This window comes from Stenotrophomonas sp. 3diitr2024 (assembly GCF_042136455.1).
GTDB lineage: Bacteria > Pseudomonadota > Gammaproteobacteria > Xanthomonadales > Xanthomonadaceae > Stenotrophomonas > Stenotrophomonas sepilia.
On record NZ_JBHHMJ010000702.1, the window covers coordinates 61629 to 75233 of the forward strand.

18 protein-coding genes are annotated in these 13605 nt (G+C 65.8%); 9 read left to right on the plus strand and 9 right to left on the minus strand.

Features of this window, described 5'->3' with window-relative positions:
* Positions 1-19 precede the first annotated feature (19 nt).
* The 3 genes from ABGA94_RS18355 (at position 20) to ABGA94_RS18365 (ending at position 1916) form a co-directional block, all read left to right on the plus strand.
* The gene (locus ABGA94_RS18355) at positions 20-499 is read left to right on the plus strand and encodes a carboxymuconolactone decarboxylase family protein (RefSeq protein ID WP_049455241.1); all 480 of its coding nucleotides are present in this window, start codon (positions 20-22) and stop codon (positions 497-499) included.
* A 55-nt stretch (positions 500-554) separates the two neighbouring features.
* The gene (locus ABGA94_RS18360; protein WP_125436986.1) at positions 555-959 is read left to right on the plus strand and encodes a cupin domain-containing protein; all 405 of its coding nucleotides are present in this window, start codon (positions 555-557) and stop codon (positions 957-959) included.
* A gap of 75 nt (positions 960-1034) precedes the next feature.
* Complete coding sequence (locus ABGA94_RS18365; RefSeq protein WP_375367891.1) at positions 1035-1916, plus strand: RNA polymerase sigma-70 factor; 882 nt, start codon at positions 1035-1037, stop codon at positions 1914-1916.
* 114 nt (positions 1917-2030) lie between these two features.
* Here ABGA94_RS18365 and ABGA94_RS18370 read toward each other — a convergent pair whose 3' ends face one another.
* Positions 2031-2951, minus strand: a complete 921-nt coding sequence (locus tag ABGA94_RS18370; RefSeq protein WP_375367892.1) for an MBL fold metallo-hydrolase — start codon at positions 2949-2951, stop codon at positions 2031-2033.
* Positions 2952-3431: 480 nt separating this feature from the next.
* On the opposite strand from ABGA94_RS18370, the gene ABGA94_RS18375 reads away from it, so the two are divergent.
* Positions 3432-4385, plus strand: a complete 954-nt coding sequence (locus ABGA94_RS18375; protein WP_329845275.1) for an alpha/beta hydrolase — start codon at positions 3432-3434, stop codon at positions 4383-4385.
* 237 nt (positions 4386-4622) lie between these two features.
* Positions 4623-4934: a hypothetical protein gene (locus tag ABGA94_RS18380; protein ID WP_005416559.1), complete on the plus strand. Its 312-nt coding sequence runs from the start codon at positions 4623-4625 to the stop codon at positions 4932-4934.
* Between the two features lie 43 nt (positions 4935-4977).
* On the opposite strand, the gene ABGA94_RS18385 is transcribed toward ABGA94_RS18380, so the two are convergent.
* The 3 genes from ABGA94_RS18385 to ABGA94_RS18395 all read right to left on the minus strand — a co-directional run bounded on the left by ABGA94_RS18385 (position 4978) and on the right by ABGA94_RS18395 (position 6082).
* Entirely contained in the window at positions 4978-5259 is a 282-nt protein-coding gene (locus ABGA94_RS18385; protein ID WP_005416560.1) for a hypothetical protein, read from the minus strand.
* Positions 5260-5540: 281 nt separating this feature from the next.
* Positions 5541-5810 carry a hypothetical protein gene (locus ABGA94_RS18390; RefSeq protein WP_005416562.1) on the minus strand — a complete coding sequence of 90 codons (270 nt, stop codon included), beginning with the start codon at positions 5808-5810 and terminating at the stop codon, positions 5541-5543.
* Positions 5811-5866: 56 nt separating this feature from the next.
* Positions 5867-6082 carry a hypothetical protein gene (locus ABGA94_RS18395; protein WP_134955596.1) on the minus strand — a complete coding sequence of 72 codons (216 nt, stop codon included), beginning with the start codon at positions 6080-6082 and terminating at the stop codon, positions 5867-5869.
* Positions 6083-6269: 187 nt separating this feature from the next.
* Between ABGA94_RS18395 and ABGA94_RS18400 the strand changes: the two genes are divergently transcribed.
* Complete coding sequence (locus ABGA94_RS18400; RefSeq protein WP_235646762.1) at positions 6270-6518, plus strand: hypothetical protein; 249 nt, start codon at positions 6270-6272, stop codon at positions 6516-6518.
* On the opposite strand, the gene ABGA94_RS18405 is transcribed toward ABGA94_RS18400, so the two are convergent.
* Positions 6515-9196, minus strand: coding sequence for an excinuclease ABC subunit UvrA (locus ABGA94_RS18405; RefSeq protein ID WP_134955597.1), 2682 nt, complete (start codon positions 9194-9196; stop codon positions 6515-6517). The genes ABGA94_RS18400 and ABGA94_RS18405 overlap by 4 nt on opposite strands.
* A 178-nt stretch (positions 9197-9374) precedes the next feature.
* Between ABGA94_RS18405 and ABGA94_RS18410 the strand changes: the two genes are divergently transcribed.
* Positions 9375-9653, plus strand: a complete 279-nt coding sequence (locus ABGA94_RS18410) for a hypothetical protein (RefSeq protein ID WP_134955598.1) — start codon at positions 9375-9377, stop codon at positions 9651-9653.
* 230 nt (positions 9654-9883) lie between these two features.
* Positions 9884-10381 carry a ferritin-like domain-containing protein gene (locus tag ABGA94_RS18415; protein ID WP_005416567.1) on the plus strand — a complete coding sequence of 166 codons (498 nt, stop codon included), beginning with the start codon at positions 9884-9886 and terminating at the stop codon, positions 10379-10381.
* Positions 10382-10420: 39 nt separating this feature from the next.
* Here the strand turns inward: ABGA94_RS18415 and ABGA94_RS18420 are convergent, their stop codons facing one another.
* The 4 genes from ABGA94_RS18420 to ABGA94_RS18435 all read right to left on the minus strand — a co-directional run bounded on the left by ABGA94_RS18420 (position 10421) and on the right by ABGA94_RS18435 (position 13007).
* Positions 10421-11155 (minus strand): DNA-formamidopyrimidine glycosylase family protein, encoded by a 735-nt coding sequence (locus tag ABGA94_RS18420; RefSeq protein ID WP_375367893.1) that lies wholly within the window; start codon positions 11153-11155, stop codon positions 10421-10423.
* Positions 11148-11915 carry a DUF72 domain-containing protein gene (locus ABGA94_RS18425; RefSeq protein WP_134955599.1) on the minus strand — a complete coding sequence of 256 codons (768 nt, stop codon included), beginning with the start codon at positions 11913-11915 and terminating at the stop codon, positions 11148-11150. The genes ABGA94_RS18420 and ABGA94_RS18425 overlap by 8 nt, the downstream gene beginning before the upstream one ends.
* Positions 11912-12379 carry a BLUF domain-containing protein gene (locus tag ABGA94_RS18430; protein ID WP_134955602.1) on the minus strand — a complete coding sequence of 156 codons (468 nt, stop codon included), beginning with the start codon at positions 12377-12379 and terminating at the stop codon, positions 11912-11914. The genes ABGA94_RS18425 and ABGA94_RS18430 overlap by 4 nt, the downstream gene beginning before the upstream one ends.
* A 286-nt stretch (positions 12380-12665) precedes the next feature.
* A complete protein-coding gene (locus ABGA94_RS18435; protein WP_080104320.1) occupies positions 12666-13007 on the minus strand; it encodes a hypothetical protein in 342 nt (113 codons plus the stop codon).
* A 205-nt stretch (positions 13008-13212) separates the two neighbouring features.
* Between ABGA94_RS18435 and ABGA94_RS18440 the strand changes: the two genes are divergently transcribed.
* Complete coding sequence (locus ABGA94_RS18440; RefSeq protein ID WP_134955600.1) at positions 13213-13590, plus strand: response regulator; 378 nt, start codon at positions 13213-13215, stop codon at positions 13588-13590.
* Positions 13591-13605 lie beyond the last annotated feature (15 nt).

Sequence of the window (13605 nt, forward strand, 5' to 3'; positions counted from 1 at the left end):
TACGCTACAGGAACACACCATGACCGCACGCCTGGATTACGCCGCGCAATCCCCCGAACTGTTCAAGAAGCTCGGCCTGTACTCGCATGCCGCCCACACCGCCTCGATCGAAGGGGCCATCATCGATCTGGTCAACATCCGTGCATCGCAGCTCAACGGCTGTGGCTTCTGCCTGGACATGCACGTGAAGGAGGCCACCCTGCGTGGTGAGCGCCCGCTGCGCCTGCATCACCTGGCGGCATGGCGTGAATCAACGCTGTTCAGCCCGCGCGAGCGCGCCTGCCTGGCCTGGACCGAAGTACTGACCCAGCTGCCGGCGCAGGGTGTGCCCGACGAGCTGTACGCGCGCGTGCGCGGCCAGCTGTCCGATCAGGAGATTGTCGACCTCACCCACGCGGTGATGGCGATCAACGCCTGGAACCGCGCCAACGTTGCCTTCCGTACCACGCCCGGCACCCTGGATACGGCCTTTGGCCTGGACAAGGCCGGCCTGGCCTGATCCTTCCGCCGCTGCCCCATGCTGCGGCCCTCCTCTACCGCTTTGGAGACCTGCCATGCGTCGCTCTGTTCTGGTCCTGTTTGCGCTGCTGCCACTGTGCGGCGCTGCCGCCACCCCGCCCTCTCCTGCGCCCCAGCCCCTGGTGCGCGAGGTGATGACCCGCGCCCTGCCGGAGCAGCCCGGCAAGGAGGCGCTGATCCTTACCGTGGAGTACCCGCCGGGTGGCGCCGATCCTGTCCACCGCCACGATGCCCATGGCTTCGTCTATGTCCTGGAAGGGCGGATCGTGATGGGTGTGGCCGGCGGCAAGGAAGTCACCCTTGGCCCGGGCGAGGCCTTCCATGAAGGCCCGGCCGATCTGCACACCGTAGGCCGCAACGCCAGCGCCACCGAGCCGGCGAAGTTCGTGGTGTTCCTGATCAAGGACATCGGCAAGCCGGCGGTGCTGCCGCCGCACTGATCGCACGTCCGGCGCTGGCACCAACGACAGGTTCCCGGGTGTCACAATCCGGGGACCTGTCCCGTCTACGCTGGCATGGACGAATCCACTGCGCTGTTCTCACGCCTCCGCCCACGCCTGTTCGGCGTGGCCTACCGCATGCTTGGGTCTTCGCACGAAGCCGAAGACGTGGTGCAGGATGTCTGGCTGCGCTGGCATGGCACCGACCAGTCACAGATCGAGAATCCGGAAGCCTGGCTGGTGGCGACCACCACCCGTCGCGCCATTGATGGCCTGCGCCTGGCCCGGCATGCGCGCGAACACTATGTGGGCATGTGGTTGCCCGAGCCGCTGCTGACCGATGACACCGCCACGCCCGAGTACGTGCTGGAAACCGCCAGCGATCTGTCGGTCGCCTTCCTCAGTGTGCTGGAACGGTTGGCCCCTGATGCGCGTGCGGCTTTCCTGCTGCACGACGTGTTCGATCAGGATTACGCCGTGGTCGCGCGCACCCTGGACAAGACGGAAGCCGCCTGCCGGCAGATCGTGCATCGTGCGCGCCAGCAGCTCCGGCAGGAACGCCCGCGCTACAACGTCTCGCAGGACGTGCACCAGAAACTGCTGCGCCGCTTCGCCGAGGCCGCGTCCAGCGGCGATTTCCGCACGATGAAGGCCTTGATGACCGAATCGGCCGAGCTGGTGGGTGACGGCGGCGGTATCGTCACCAGCTTCCCCGGGCCGATGGTCGGGGGTGCACGCATTGCCCAGCTGCTGTATGCCCCGCACCTGCGGCGCAGCGCGCAGTTGCGGATGGTGCCGGCCATGCTCAACGGACGGTTGGGACTGCTGCGCTATTTCGATGGCGAGCTGGAGGCGGCGATGGCCTTCGAGACCGATGGCAAGCGGATCACGCAGATCCTGGTGCAGCGCAATCCGCACAAGCTGCAGCGGTTGGCCCACCCCACCGCCATCCAGTAGATCCACGCCAGGCGTGGATGGCGTCCGTTGTTGGCCTCGCCCTTGCGGGTTTCGAGCGGGGCGCCGACGCGCCCCGTCGAAAACTCGTGCTTGCGCTGTATCCGCAGGATCCGATCAGAAGTCCCAGAACACCGGCACCCAGCGGAACGTCTCGCCCTCCAGCGACACCCGGCCCACTGACGGGAACGGAAGATGCGTGGCCACCAGCATTTCGCCGGTGCCGGCCAGTTCCTTCAGCAGAGCAACGCGAACGCGTGCGGATTCCTCCGGGTCGTGCTCGAAGCCGTTGTGCCAGTTCGGCTGGTCGAAGCCGACCGCGAACACCGCGTCACCGGCAAAGGTCAGGGCCTGCCCCGCAGACGCCACGCGCACCACGCAGTGGCCCGGGGTATGCCCACCGGTACGGCGGGCCGTCACGCCCGGTGCGATCTGCTGTTCGTCCTGGAAGGTGTGCACATAGCTGCTGTACTCGGCCCAGAAGTGCTTGGCCGTGGCGCGCAGCGCATCGGGGAAGCCCTGCGGCATGTTGGTACGGCTGAAGTCCGGCGACTTCCAGAACTCGACTTCCGCGGCTGCGACGTGGATTTTCAGGTCCGGGCGCAGCTGTTCCTTTACGCCTTCAACCAGCAGGCCGCCGACGTGGTCCATGTGCATGTGGGTGATCACCACGTCGGTGATTTCGCTCAGGTTGATACCGGCGGCACCGAGGCGGCGGATCAGCTGGCCGGCGCGCGGCAGCTGCAGGTCGGGGTCCATGCCCAGACCGGCATCGATGAGGATGGTGCGATCACCGCTGTGCACCACCATCACGTTCAATGCCCAGTCGAAGGCATCCTGGGGCAGGTACATCTCTTCGAACCATTCGGCACGGTCGGCGGCCGGCACGTTGTGGCCGAGCATCTGGGTGGGCAACGGCAGGACGCCATCGCTGATCACCAGCACTTCGACGTCGCCCACTTTCAGGGCGTAGCGCGAGGGCACCAGTTCATCGAGGGCGGGAGCAATGGGCGCGGCGGTGTTTTCCATACTGAACATGAGGGATCTCCACGAAGAGCCATTTGGCGGGCAGCAATGCAAGGCTGGCGCTAGCGATTCCGGGCGCTTTCCCACGACGCAGGGCGCGGCGCGGCCAGGGCGCGGATGCCTGGCACGCCAGCACTGCGTGGTTCATGGGAAGGTGGGCACTGCGTGAGCGGTGGGCCCGGGACACGGCAGGTGCCGTGTGGGATCAGCCTAGGCAGCACGCCGCAGGTGCGGTAGCGCCGTGAAGGGGTACGTCATGTTGCGTTCCGGGAAGCAATGCGGAACCGGCTGCAATGCCACCATTGCAAGCGCCTCTGGCTCGTTCGGTAGTGCGCAGGCCCAGGTCGGGCAGCTTCGGATGATCATCCAGTCGACCCCACTGTGGGTCCGCGCAATCAGGACGATCTATCAAGAAATTCGGACTTGTCATATCCCAGATGCCTGATTGCTGGCGCAAAGTACGTCTCACCACCCACCCATGAGAGTTCCCGCATGAACACCTTCGCCCGTACCCTGGCCGTTGCCGCCCTCGCCCTCTCGGTCCAGGCCGGCCTGTCCGCGCAGGCTGCCGAACCGGCCACGCCGGCGGCAGTCACCAGCATCGCGCGCACCGCCAGCTACATCACCACCGCCGATGGCGTGCAGCTGTACTACAAGGACTGGGGCCCGAAGAACGGCCCGGTCGTGACCTTCAGCCACGGCTGGCCGTTGAACTCGGACAGCTGGGAGTCGCAGATGATCTTCCTGGCCAACCACGGCTACCGCGTCATTGCCCATGACCGTCGCGGCCACGGCCGCTCCAGCCAGCCGTGGGATGGCAACGACATGGATCACTACGCTGATGACCTGGCCACAGTGATCAATACGCTGGACCTGCACGATGTGACCCTGGTGGGCTTCTCCACCGGTGGCGGCGAAGTGGCGCGCTACATCGGCCGGCACGGCACTGGACGGGTGAAGAAGGCCGTGCTTATCAGCTCGGTGCCGCCGTTCATGCTGAAGACCGCCGACAACCCGAACGGCCTGCCGATCGAAGTGTTCGACGGCATCCGCAAGGCACAGATGGATAACCGCGCGCAGCTGTACAAGGACATTCCGTCAGGCCCGTTCTATGGCTTCAACCGCCCGGGCGCGAAGGTGTCGCAGGGGCTGATCGATGCGTGGTGGGCGCAGGGCATGCAGGGCGGCCACAAGAACACCTACGATTCGATCGCCGCGTTCTCGGCCACCGATTTCCGCGCCGACCTGAAGAAGTTCGATGTTCCTACCCTGGTGATCCACGGTGACGACGATCAGATCGTGCCGATCGATATCTCGGGCCGCCAGTCGGCAAAGCTGATCAAGGGCGCAAAGCTGATTGTCTACCCGGGTGCGCCGCACGGCCTGACCGACACCCACAAGGACAAGGTCAACCAGGATCTGCTGGCGTTCCTGCAGGAAAAGTGAGTGTACGGGGCTCCGTCGTGATGGCGGAGCCCTTCCTGCCCAGAGGCAGGGCCGGCACCGGACGAGCGCCGGCTGCCACGTCAGTGCACGATTGCGGCCGTGGGATTTCAGGCCAGTCATGGCGCGCGGTGTGCACCTTGATGAAGGGTTAACCTCCAACAAAGCACACTGCGCTCTCACGGCTCTTCTCCGGCGCAGAATCCTTTGCTCCCGTGTCCAGCCCCAGACGACACGGCCATGCATCCTCCCAATGCCTTCCGGATCCACGCGATCCAGCCCCTTCTTGCGCGCAATGGCGCCATCGTTCGCCTCGATCAGTTGCGATCGACCTGCAAGAGCTGCGGCTTGCGCTCCTCAATGACCCAGGACGCCGGCATCAAGACGAGTCCATTGGGCACGACGCTCACGTGCCCCGCGTGCGGTGCCACGGGGCTGATGGACGAGGTGGAGATATGGCACCACTGGCTCGAACAGTGCCGGCGGGAACGGATGCTGGCGCTCTTCGATCCCGCACCTGACGAACCTCTGGAGCCTGATGGCCCCGAATGAGAGCGACGCATGGGCTGTCCGGCCGGCGCCTCAGCGCCGCGCCTCAACCGTCGCCGGGGTGACGCCCTGCCAGGCTACCCATCGTGAAGGCGTAGCCCGCCTCCTCCAGCAGCGCTCTCATGCGCAGCTCCACACGCCGGGGGGAAAGCAGGCTGTTGGGCGCGTACAGGGCATAGACGTAGCCTGCGCCGTCGATGATCTCGCGGCGCACGGCGCACTCATTGGATTCGGCAGCCTCGGACCAGACGGACATCAACCTGGCGGGACTGATGGATTGGCCGTTGCGAAGACGGAAGAACAGCCAGCGCACTCCCAGGGAACGCACCGGATTCAACCTAGCCACTGCGAACCCCCGATGCGCCGGAAAAGGTCCCTCAGGACCTCTGGATCCAAGCGTGGATGCTCGTCTTTCGAAGAGCGCGGAAGGTCGATACGTGCGGCGCCGTTCACCAGCGCGGGCAGATCGGACTGAAGGTCGATCCACCACCCCGTGGGCAGCCGGAGCCCCGTGCCCGTTCTATCGTAGATGCAGATCGGAAAAGTCATGGCGTTGCTCCTGGATGACCCGAGCATACGCCTGCGCGATGTCAGGTCTGGATGCGACGCCTAGGAAGATGCCGCATCGGCGCGCTTTGCGCATTCGAATACGTGTGCTTCGTCCTGCTGGACCCTGCGGAACGACTCCAGCCAGCCGAACGCTGCGCCACGATTGTGAATCGTTTCGCCAAGCCTTCCGGTCAGGCACCGTGCGCACTCCATCCCGCCAGGACTGGGCGCATCGCAGCAACGGCATTGCGCCATCGTCGTCGTTCTCTCCGGGCGGCACTGGTACATGATCTTGGTCATCAGGCTGATCGCCTGGCTTTGCGAGGACATGCGCGCTCCCTGTCTGCTGCGGAAGCAGCCGCTCGGCGCGCGGCTCCTCCTGTTCCTCAGCGGCGGGTATCGCCGCCGAGACCGCCCTTCTTTTCATCCGCTGGCTTCGGGCTCTCGCTATCCTTGTTGTCCTGCTGCTGTTGCTGTCCTTGCTTGCCGGGCTCCTCCCCGCCGGGTTCGCCCCCCTCGCCCTGCCCCTGCTGTGCAGGCTGTTCTGCTTCAGCGGACGCGTTGGAGCGGTCATTCCTGTTCTGTTCGGGGACGCTGTTCATTTCGATTCTCCGCCGCAGCAAGTCTGCTGCCGATTGACTGTGGGCCTGTTGCCGTTACGGGAACGTGCCGGCAAGCGCGTTGTATGAACGGTTGTGATGAACAGGCTCCCGGCAGCGAGCGTGTACAGTGAGGTTTCGAACAGGGGTAGGCGCCGTGAGCCACGGAAGAAGCAAGCACGTTGTCGATGTGGAGCGCGAGCTGGCCCACTGGGAAACCGCCTTCAATCTGGGTGCGCTGCCCGCGATGAGTTTCCGGCACGAAGTGGCGCCGGTCATCCGGCTTGCCTGCGATATCTATGTGAGAGATCCGCACGGTACCCGGTCAGCCTGGATGGACGATCTGCAGTGCCGCCTTGCGAAACGATCAAGCCTACGCGGCCACCCTGGCGCGGCAGAGATTGCCGATCGTTGCTGGACGCTGCTGTCCTGCGGCTAGGCGCCTCCTGCCGGACGATTCCGCTCGCGCACACCCTGCCCCAGCTCGGATGCCAGGAACGGCGCCGTCCTGCTGCCCTTAGCGCGGGCCACCTGTTGCGGCGTGCCCTTCGCCACGATGGTGCCGCCTGCGCTGCCAGCGCCCGGACCGACGTCGATCACCCAGTCGGCCTGTGCGACAGAACGCATGTCGTGCTCGATCATCACCACCGTGTTGCCTGCGTCCACCAGCCGCTGAAGCTGCACCAGCAGCCTGTCGGCGTCTGATGCATGCAGGCCGGTGGTGGGTTCGTCCAGCACGTACAGCGTGCGCCCGCGCTGGCTGCGCTGCAGCTCTGTGGCCAGCTTGATGCGTTGCGCCTCACCCCCTGAAAGCTCCGTGGCCGGCTGGCCCAGCCGCAGGTAGCCCAGGCCGATCTCCTGCAGCAACTGCAGCGGGTGGGCGATGGCCTCTTCTTCGGCGAAGAACGCATGGGCCTGGTCCACCGTCATCTGCAGGACCTCGGCAATGTTGCGGCCGTTCCACTGCACCTTCAGCGTGGCCTCGTTGTAGCGGGCGCCATGACAGGTGGGGCACGGCGCATAGACGCTGGGCATGAACAGCAGTTCGACGCTGACGAAACCCTCGCCTTCGCAGGTCTCGCATCGCCCCTTGGCTACGTTGAACGAAAAGCGGCCCGCATCGAATCGGCGACGGCGCGCGTCGGGTGTCGCGGCGAACAGCTTGCGCACGTGGTCGAACAGGCCCGTGTAGGTAGCCAGGTTGGAGCGTGGCGTGCGGCCGATGGGCTTCTGGTCCACCTGCACCACGCGCTGGATGGCGTCCACGTCGCCGGCCAGCTGGCCCCGCGTTGCTTCGATTACGGTGGGTCCTTCGGCAGGTGCGCTGTCGGCGCCGTCGTCTGCCGTCTCATGCCCGAGGTGCAGCAGCATCAGCTCGGGCAGCGCCTGCGCCATCAGGCTGGATTTGCCCGATCCGGAAATGCCGGTCACTGCAGTCAGCAACCCCAACGGCACCTGCGCATCCACACCGTGCAGGTTGTGGCGGTGGATGCCTTTCAGCGCCAGCCAGCTGTTGGCACTGCGCTGCCGGCTGGCCGGCGCGGGCACCCGGTCGAACAGGTACTGCGCCGTGCGCGAATCCTGAACGTTGCGCAGGCCGTCGGGCTCGCCACTGTAGAGAACGCGTCCGCCATGTTCCCCTGCCTGCGGGCCCACATCCACCAGCCACTGCGCGCGGCGCATCAGCTCCAGATCATGTTCAACAACGAACACCGAGTTACCGCCGTCGCGTAGGCGTTCCAGCGCGTCGTACAGCGCCTGGCTGTCGGCCGGATGCAGGCCGGCCGACGGTTCGTCGAGCACGTACAGCACGCCGAACAGCAGCGAGCTGAGCTGCGTGGCCAGGCGCAGGCGCTGCAGTTCGCCGGCCGACAGTGTGGGCGTGGCGCGGTCCAGCGAGAGATAGCCCAGGCCGAGCTCGCGAAGTTGCCGTACCCGCGCCATGACCCCGCCCGCGAGCCGTTGCGCCGCCAGGCGCTTTTCCTCTGACAGGGCTGAGGTCAGGCGCACGTCAGGGGCGCCTTCGTGGGTCGCGCGGCCACTTGCTGCCCGCTTGGCGCGATCGCTGGGCGTTGCACGCCTGCTGGTACGCGCGCCGTGGCTGTGTGCACTGAAATCGCCCTGCGCGATGGGCTCGAGCAACGCCGCCAGCTGGTCCAGCGGCAGCCGCATGAACTCGCCGATGTCCACGCCGGCGAAGGTGACCGAGAGCGCTTCCGGCTTCAGGCGCTTTCCCTGGCAAGCGGGGCACAGCCGGCCTTCCATGTAGCGGGAAACACGCTTGCGCATCAGCGCGCTCTGGGTGTTGGCAAAGGTGTGCAGCACGTAGCGGCGTGCGCCGGTGTACGTACCCATGTAGCTGGGCTCCAGCTTGCGCTTGAGCGCGGCGCGGGTCTCGGCCGGCGTGAAGCCGGCATAGACCGGCACCGTGGGCGTTTCCTCGGTGAACAGGATCCAGTCGCGGTCCTTCTTCGGCAGTTTCTTCCACGGCACATCGATGTCGTAGCCCAGCGTGACCAGAATGTCGCGCAGGTTCTGGCCATGCCATGCCGGTGGCCAGGAGGCGATGGCGCGCTCGCGGATGCTCAGCGAAGGGTCCGGCACCATCAGTGCTTCAGTCACTTCGTAGACATGCCCCAGGCCATGGCAGGTGCTGCAGGCGCCCTGTGGGGTGTTGGGCGAGAAGTCTTCGGCGTACAGCATGGGCTGGTGGGCCGGGTAGGCCCCTGCCCGCGAGTACATCATGCGCACCAGGCTGGACAACGTCGTCACACTGCCCACCGACGAGCGCGCATTGCTGGCACCGCGCTGCTGCTGCAGGGCGACAGCCGGCGGCAGCCCGTCGATGGCATCCACGTCGGGTACGCCGGCCTGGTCGATCAGGCGGCGTGCGTAGGGCGCGACGGATTCGAAATAGCGGCGCTGCGCTTCGGCGAAGACCGTGCCGAAGGCCAGCGAGGACTTGCCGGACCCGGACACGCCGGAGAACACCACCAGCGCATTGCGTGGAATGGAGACGTCGACATTCTTCAGGTTGTGCTCGCGCGCACCGCGGACCTCGATGCAGCCGCTGGCTGCGGCAGCACATGACGATTCGCCAAAGGGGGTGTTGGACATTTCAGCATTCCTGCATTCGGTGGGCGGATCGCGCATGGTGCGCCCGAGCGGCCATTGTCACCGGTCCGGAGTGAATGGCGCGAGGGCGCCGGAGGCGGGATGCTGTCTTCACCTCTCGTTCGTACGGCGTTGCCCAGCCAAGGGCTAGCGTGGGGCTGCCCACACACCGGAGGCCCTCATGCACCCCGACGTACTTGGCTGGGCCGCCACGGCGGTACTGATGACAACCTTGATCCGGCAGATGGTGAAGCAGTGGCAGTCGTCCAACCCGGAAGCCGTATCCAGGTGGCTGTTCGCAGGCCAGATGACCGCATCTGCGCTGTTCACGGTGTACAGCGCGATGCTGGGCAGCGTGGTCTTCGTGGTGACCAATGCGATGCTGCTGTTGACGGGGGTGGTGGGCCAGGTGATGGCGTGGCGCCGCCGCGGCCGACGCCGGGCTCCCCCGCCCTGCTGATTGTTAATGCGCGTTGCCCGAAGGTTTGACATTACTTTCCCCCACCGTTGATGGGGCCGGACCGTCACACGGATGAGGAGGCCGCTGCATGCCGTACGGTTCTGGCGCACTCTCGTAAAGACCGTGCGCAGTAATCCTGCGGGCGCTCACATGCCGCCTTCACCTGGCCCCTGCCCGATCGCAACCGGGCAGGACCTACGCTGAGCACTCCACTCACTGCGGAGCCCAGTATGGCTATCAAGACGGCGGAAGACCTGTTCATCCACGAACTCTCGGATATCTACAGTGCCGAGAAGCAGCTGACCAAGGCCCTCCCGCGCCTGGCCCGTGCGGCCGAGAACCCGGACCTGGCGGCAGCGTTCGAAACGCACCTGGAAGAAACGCAGGGCCAGATCGAACGCATCGATCAGGTGGTGGAGGTGCTTGGCATTCGTCTGAAGCGCATCAAGTGTGCGGCGATGGAGGGCCTGGTGGAGGAAGGCAAGGAAGTGATCGACAGCATCGACAAGGGGCCGGTGCGGGATGCGGCCCTGATCGGCGGCGCGCAGAAGGTCGAGCATTACGAGATTGCGTCCTACGGCACCATCGCCGCGCTGGCCAAGCAACTGGGCTACAAGGATGCCCTGCCGCTGCTGCTGGAGACGCTGGAGGAAGAGAAGGCCACCGACGAAAAGCTGACCCTGCTGGCCAAGGGCGGCGGCAACGCCAAGGCCGCGCAGGCCGCCTGACCGGCGCACGCCGGAACCCGGCGGCCACGGATGGCCGCGTCAGGGCCCGTACAGAACCTGATCATTCGGGCAGAAGAACGTGCGTCGCCGTGTGGTCCCCATGTAGAGCTTGCTGATCGGGCCACCACACAGCGGACAGACCTTTTTCGTGTGCACCTGCCAATGCTTCTTCAGCTCGAAGCGGCGCTTCCACTCCAGGAAATCGAAGCTGTAGGCGTGGGCCTGATCGATCATGGCGGTAAGCCTGCGTGGTGGCAGGTCGCCCAGCCGGGTGGCCGGATGCACGCCTATCCGGAACAGCACCTCGTTCTTGATGATGTTGCCCACGCCGGCGAAGACGGTCTGGTCCAGAAGCGCATCACAGACCATGACATCCGGCATGGCCTTCAGCTTGCGCCGGGCCAGCTTTGGATCCCAGGCATCATTCATCACGTCCGCCCGCCAGTCGTAGATGTCGTCCAGAGGTTGGTCAATCAAGCGCACGGAACACGCGTAGAAGTTCAGCTCACCGTTGTCGAACACCAGCGATACCCGCGCCGGGGTCGGCTTCCGTTCGTCAATGCGCCAGCTGCCGAACATCATCAGGTGGATGCGCAGCGTGTGGCGGCTGAATTCCAGCAGGAGGTGCTTGCCCCAACTGCGGACCGTCTTGACCCTGCGGCCCTGCAGCGGTGACAGGTCGATGCGGCTGTTACCGGACACGGTGCGGACCACGTGCCCCTTGAAATGGCTTGCGGCTTCGCGCAACAGCACGATGGAAGGGCCTTCAGGCATGAGCGTTCTCCTGCAGCAGCACCTGCAGGCGCAGGGCGTTGCGGGTGGCATGGCCCAGTGCGGTATTGTCCAGTACGCACCAGGCGGGTCGTTGCGCGTCGGATTCGCGCCGCAGCCGTTCCGCGAGCCCGGCCAGGGCCTGTTCACTGTACGCACTGCGATAGATCTGCGGTTGGCCGTGCCAGCGCCAGTAGCTCCAGGTGCGGTCACCGCCGGGGATCGCTGCCACCGGCACACGTGCCGGATCCGCGGCAACCCGCGCAACCCCATGCGCGCTCAGCAACGCATCCACGTCAGTATTGAACCAACTCGGGTGGCGCGGCTCGCACGCCACATCGGCCTGGGTGCGTGAACGCAGCCCCCGCAGGAACTCCCTGGTCGTGGCTGCGTCGTACACCAGGCTGGGCGGCAACTGCAGCAGCAACGGACCGAGCTTTCCGCCCAGCTCCCGCGCGCCTTCCAGGAACTGTTCGAGCGGCCGCATTGCATCGCGCAACCGACGCTCATGGCTGATCTCGCGCGGGAGTTTCACCACGAACCGGAAGCCCTCCGGAACGCTCGCGGCCCATCGCGCGTAAGTCCTGCGCTGGTGCGGTCGATAGAAGGACGAGTTGATCTCCACCATCGGCAGGCGTGTGGCGTAGCGCTGCAGCAGGCTGTCGCCCGCGCCGAACGCTTCCTGATCCGCCCGCGGCAGCGACCATCCCGCACAACCGACGCGTGGTGGGGCGGGCGCAACCGGGGCGGCTGTGGCCTTCATCGTGCCAGCTGCCCGTCCGGTTCGGTGATGCCGCCCGCACCTGCCTCCGTGTGCGACTGCGAAATCGACAGCAGACGATCCAGTGCACTCTTGCCCGAGTCGAGCGCCGACGCGCTGCGTACGAAGCCGGTCCAGTCGGAGATGGCGATCTTTCCCAGCGCCAGTTCGTCCACCCGCACGCTGCGCATCCGCCAGTGCGGAAACTGTCGACGCCCCACCCTGCCCCGGTTCAACTCGACGACCCCACTGTGGCTGCCGGCCGCGAGAATGCGCGTGTACGCCGCATTGATCCCGGCCTCCGGGCCCTCCAGATACTGCAGGAAGCGCGAGCCATCGAACAGCAGCGTGCCGGTGACATCGACGGATTCGTTGAACTGCACCGCTTCGGCCACAAGCTGCTGCAGCCGCGCTGCGGTCAGGTTGCGGGAGGCTTCACTCACGTAGGCAATCGCACGAAGAGGCATGGCACCACCGATGGTTGCGGACCGCTTTACCTTAGCGATGCCGGTCGTACGCGCGGTGAGTCCGGTGTGGAGGCTGCGTCGAGTTGCGGCGCGTCCACGCCGCTTGGGCATGACGCGCTGATCGGGCACAAGCCGCAGACCACCGCAATGTCCGGCGCGCCCGGTACGCAGCCACCTCAGCAGGGGACCGCCTCGTCGGGAGGTGTGAACCGCCCAAGGTGTGCGCTGCACGCAGCCCTGATGCAGCGATAGCATCTACGGACTTCGGGATGGCCCTGGTCTGCGCTCAGGGCATCGGGCTGGACAGTGCCGTGCCGCCGGCTCGACTTCGCAGGCTGCCAGCCGGAGCGCGCGGAGCGTCCGCTGCCACCAGCGCCTGTACCACACGATGTTGCATACGGTGAGCGCCGCCTTCCACGCCCACGACATACACGAAGCGCCCATCGAACTTGGCGTGCGCGTCCTCCAGGACATCGTCGGCCTGCAGCGCCCGCTTGAGCGACTTCATCCACGTCCGTTCAGGCATGCGGTCCAGTTCCACTACGACGGCCGTGCCACCGCAGTCCAGCGGCATGCACTCGACACGCAGCACGCGGGGGGAAGCAGAATCGGTTCCGGATAGCGGCATGAGAAAAGCTCCGATGCGGGGGACGGCGGCAGTATCCATGGCACGTGCCAAGGCGCCGTCAACAAACTCCATCCGGCCCTGCACGCTGCCTATACGGTGCTGGAAGCGCGCTTCACGGGCTTCGCGCCGGGCTGACAAGCCGCACGCACCGTATTGATGCTACACAGCACAGACTGGCGTTCCCGAAGCAACACAGGCTGCACACATGCAATCCGGATTGAGCCAGCGCAGATGCAACCTGCTGCTGGTGGAAGACCAGCTCGACCTGGCAGCACTGATGGAACATGCACTTGAGGACGCTGGCGACCAGGTGACACACGCCTACAGCGTGTTCGACGCGCTGGGACTGCTGGATACCCAGCGGTTCGACGGCGCCGTGCTGGACGTCGAGCTTCGAGACGGCGTGGTATTTCCAGTCGCTGATCGCCTGGCGGAACTTGGCATCCCCTTTCTTTTCGTCTCTGCGGTCTATGACCAGCTGGTGCCACAGCGCCACCGCCGCGCCGCCTTCGTGACCAAGCCATTCCACATCGATCAGTTGCAGGACACTGTGCGGCGTGTGATCAGCTGCACAGCATGCTAGCACCCGTCCCGCACT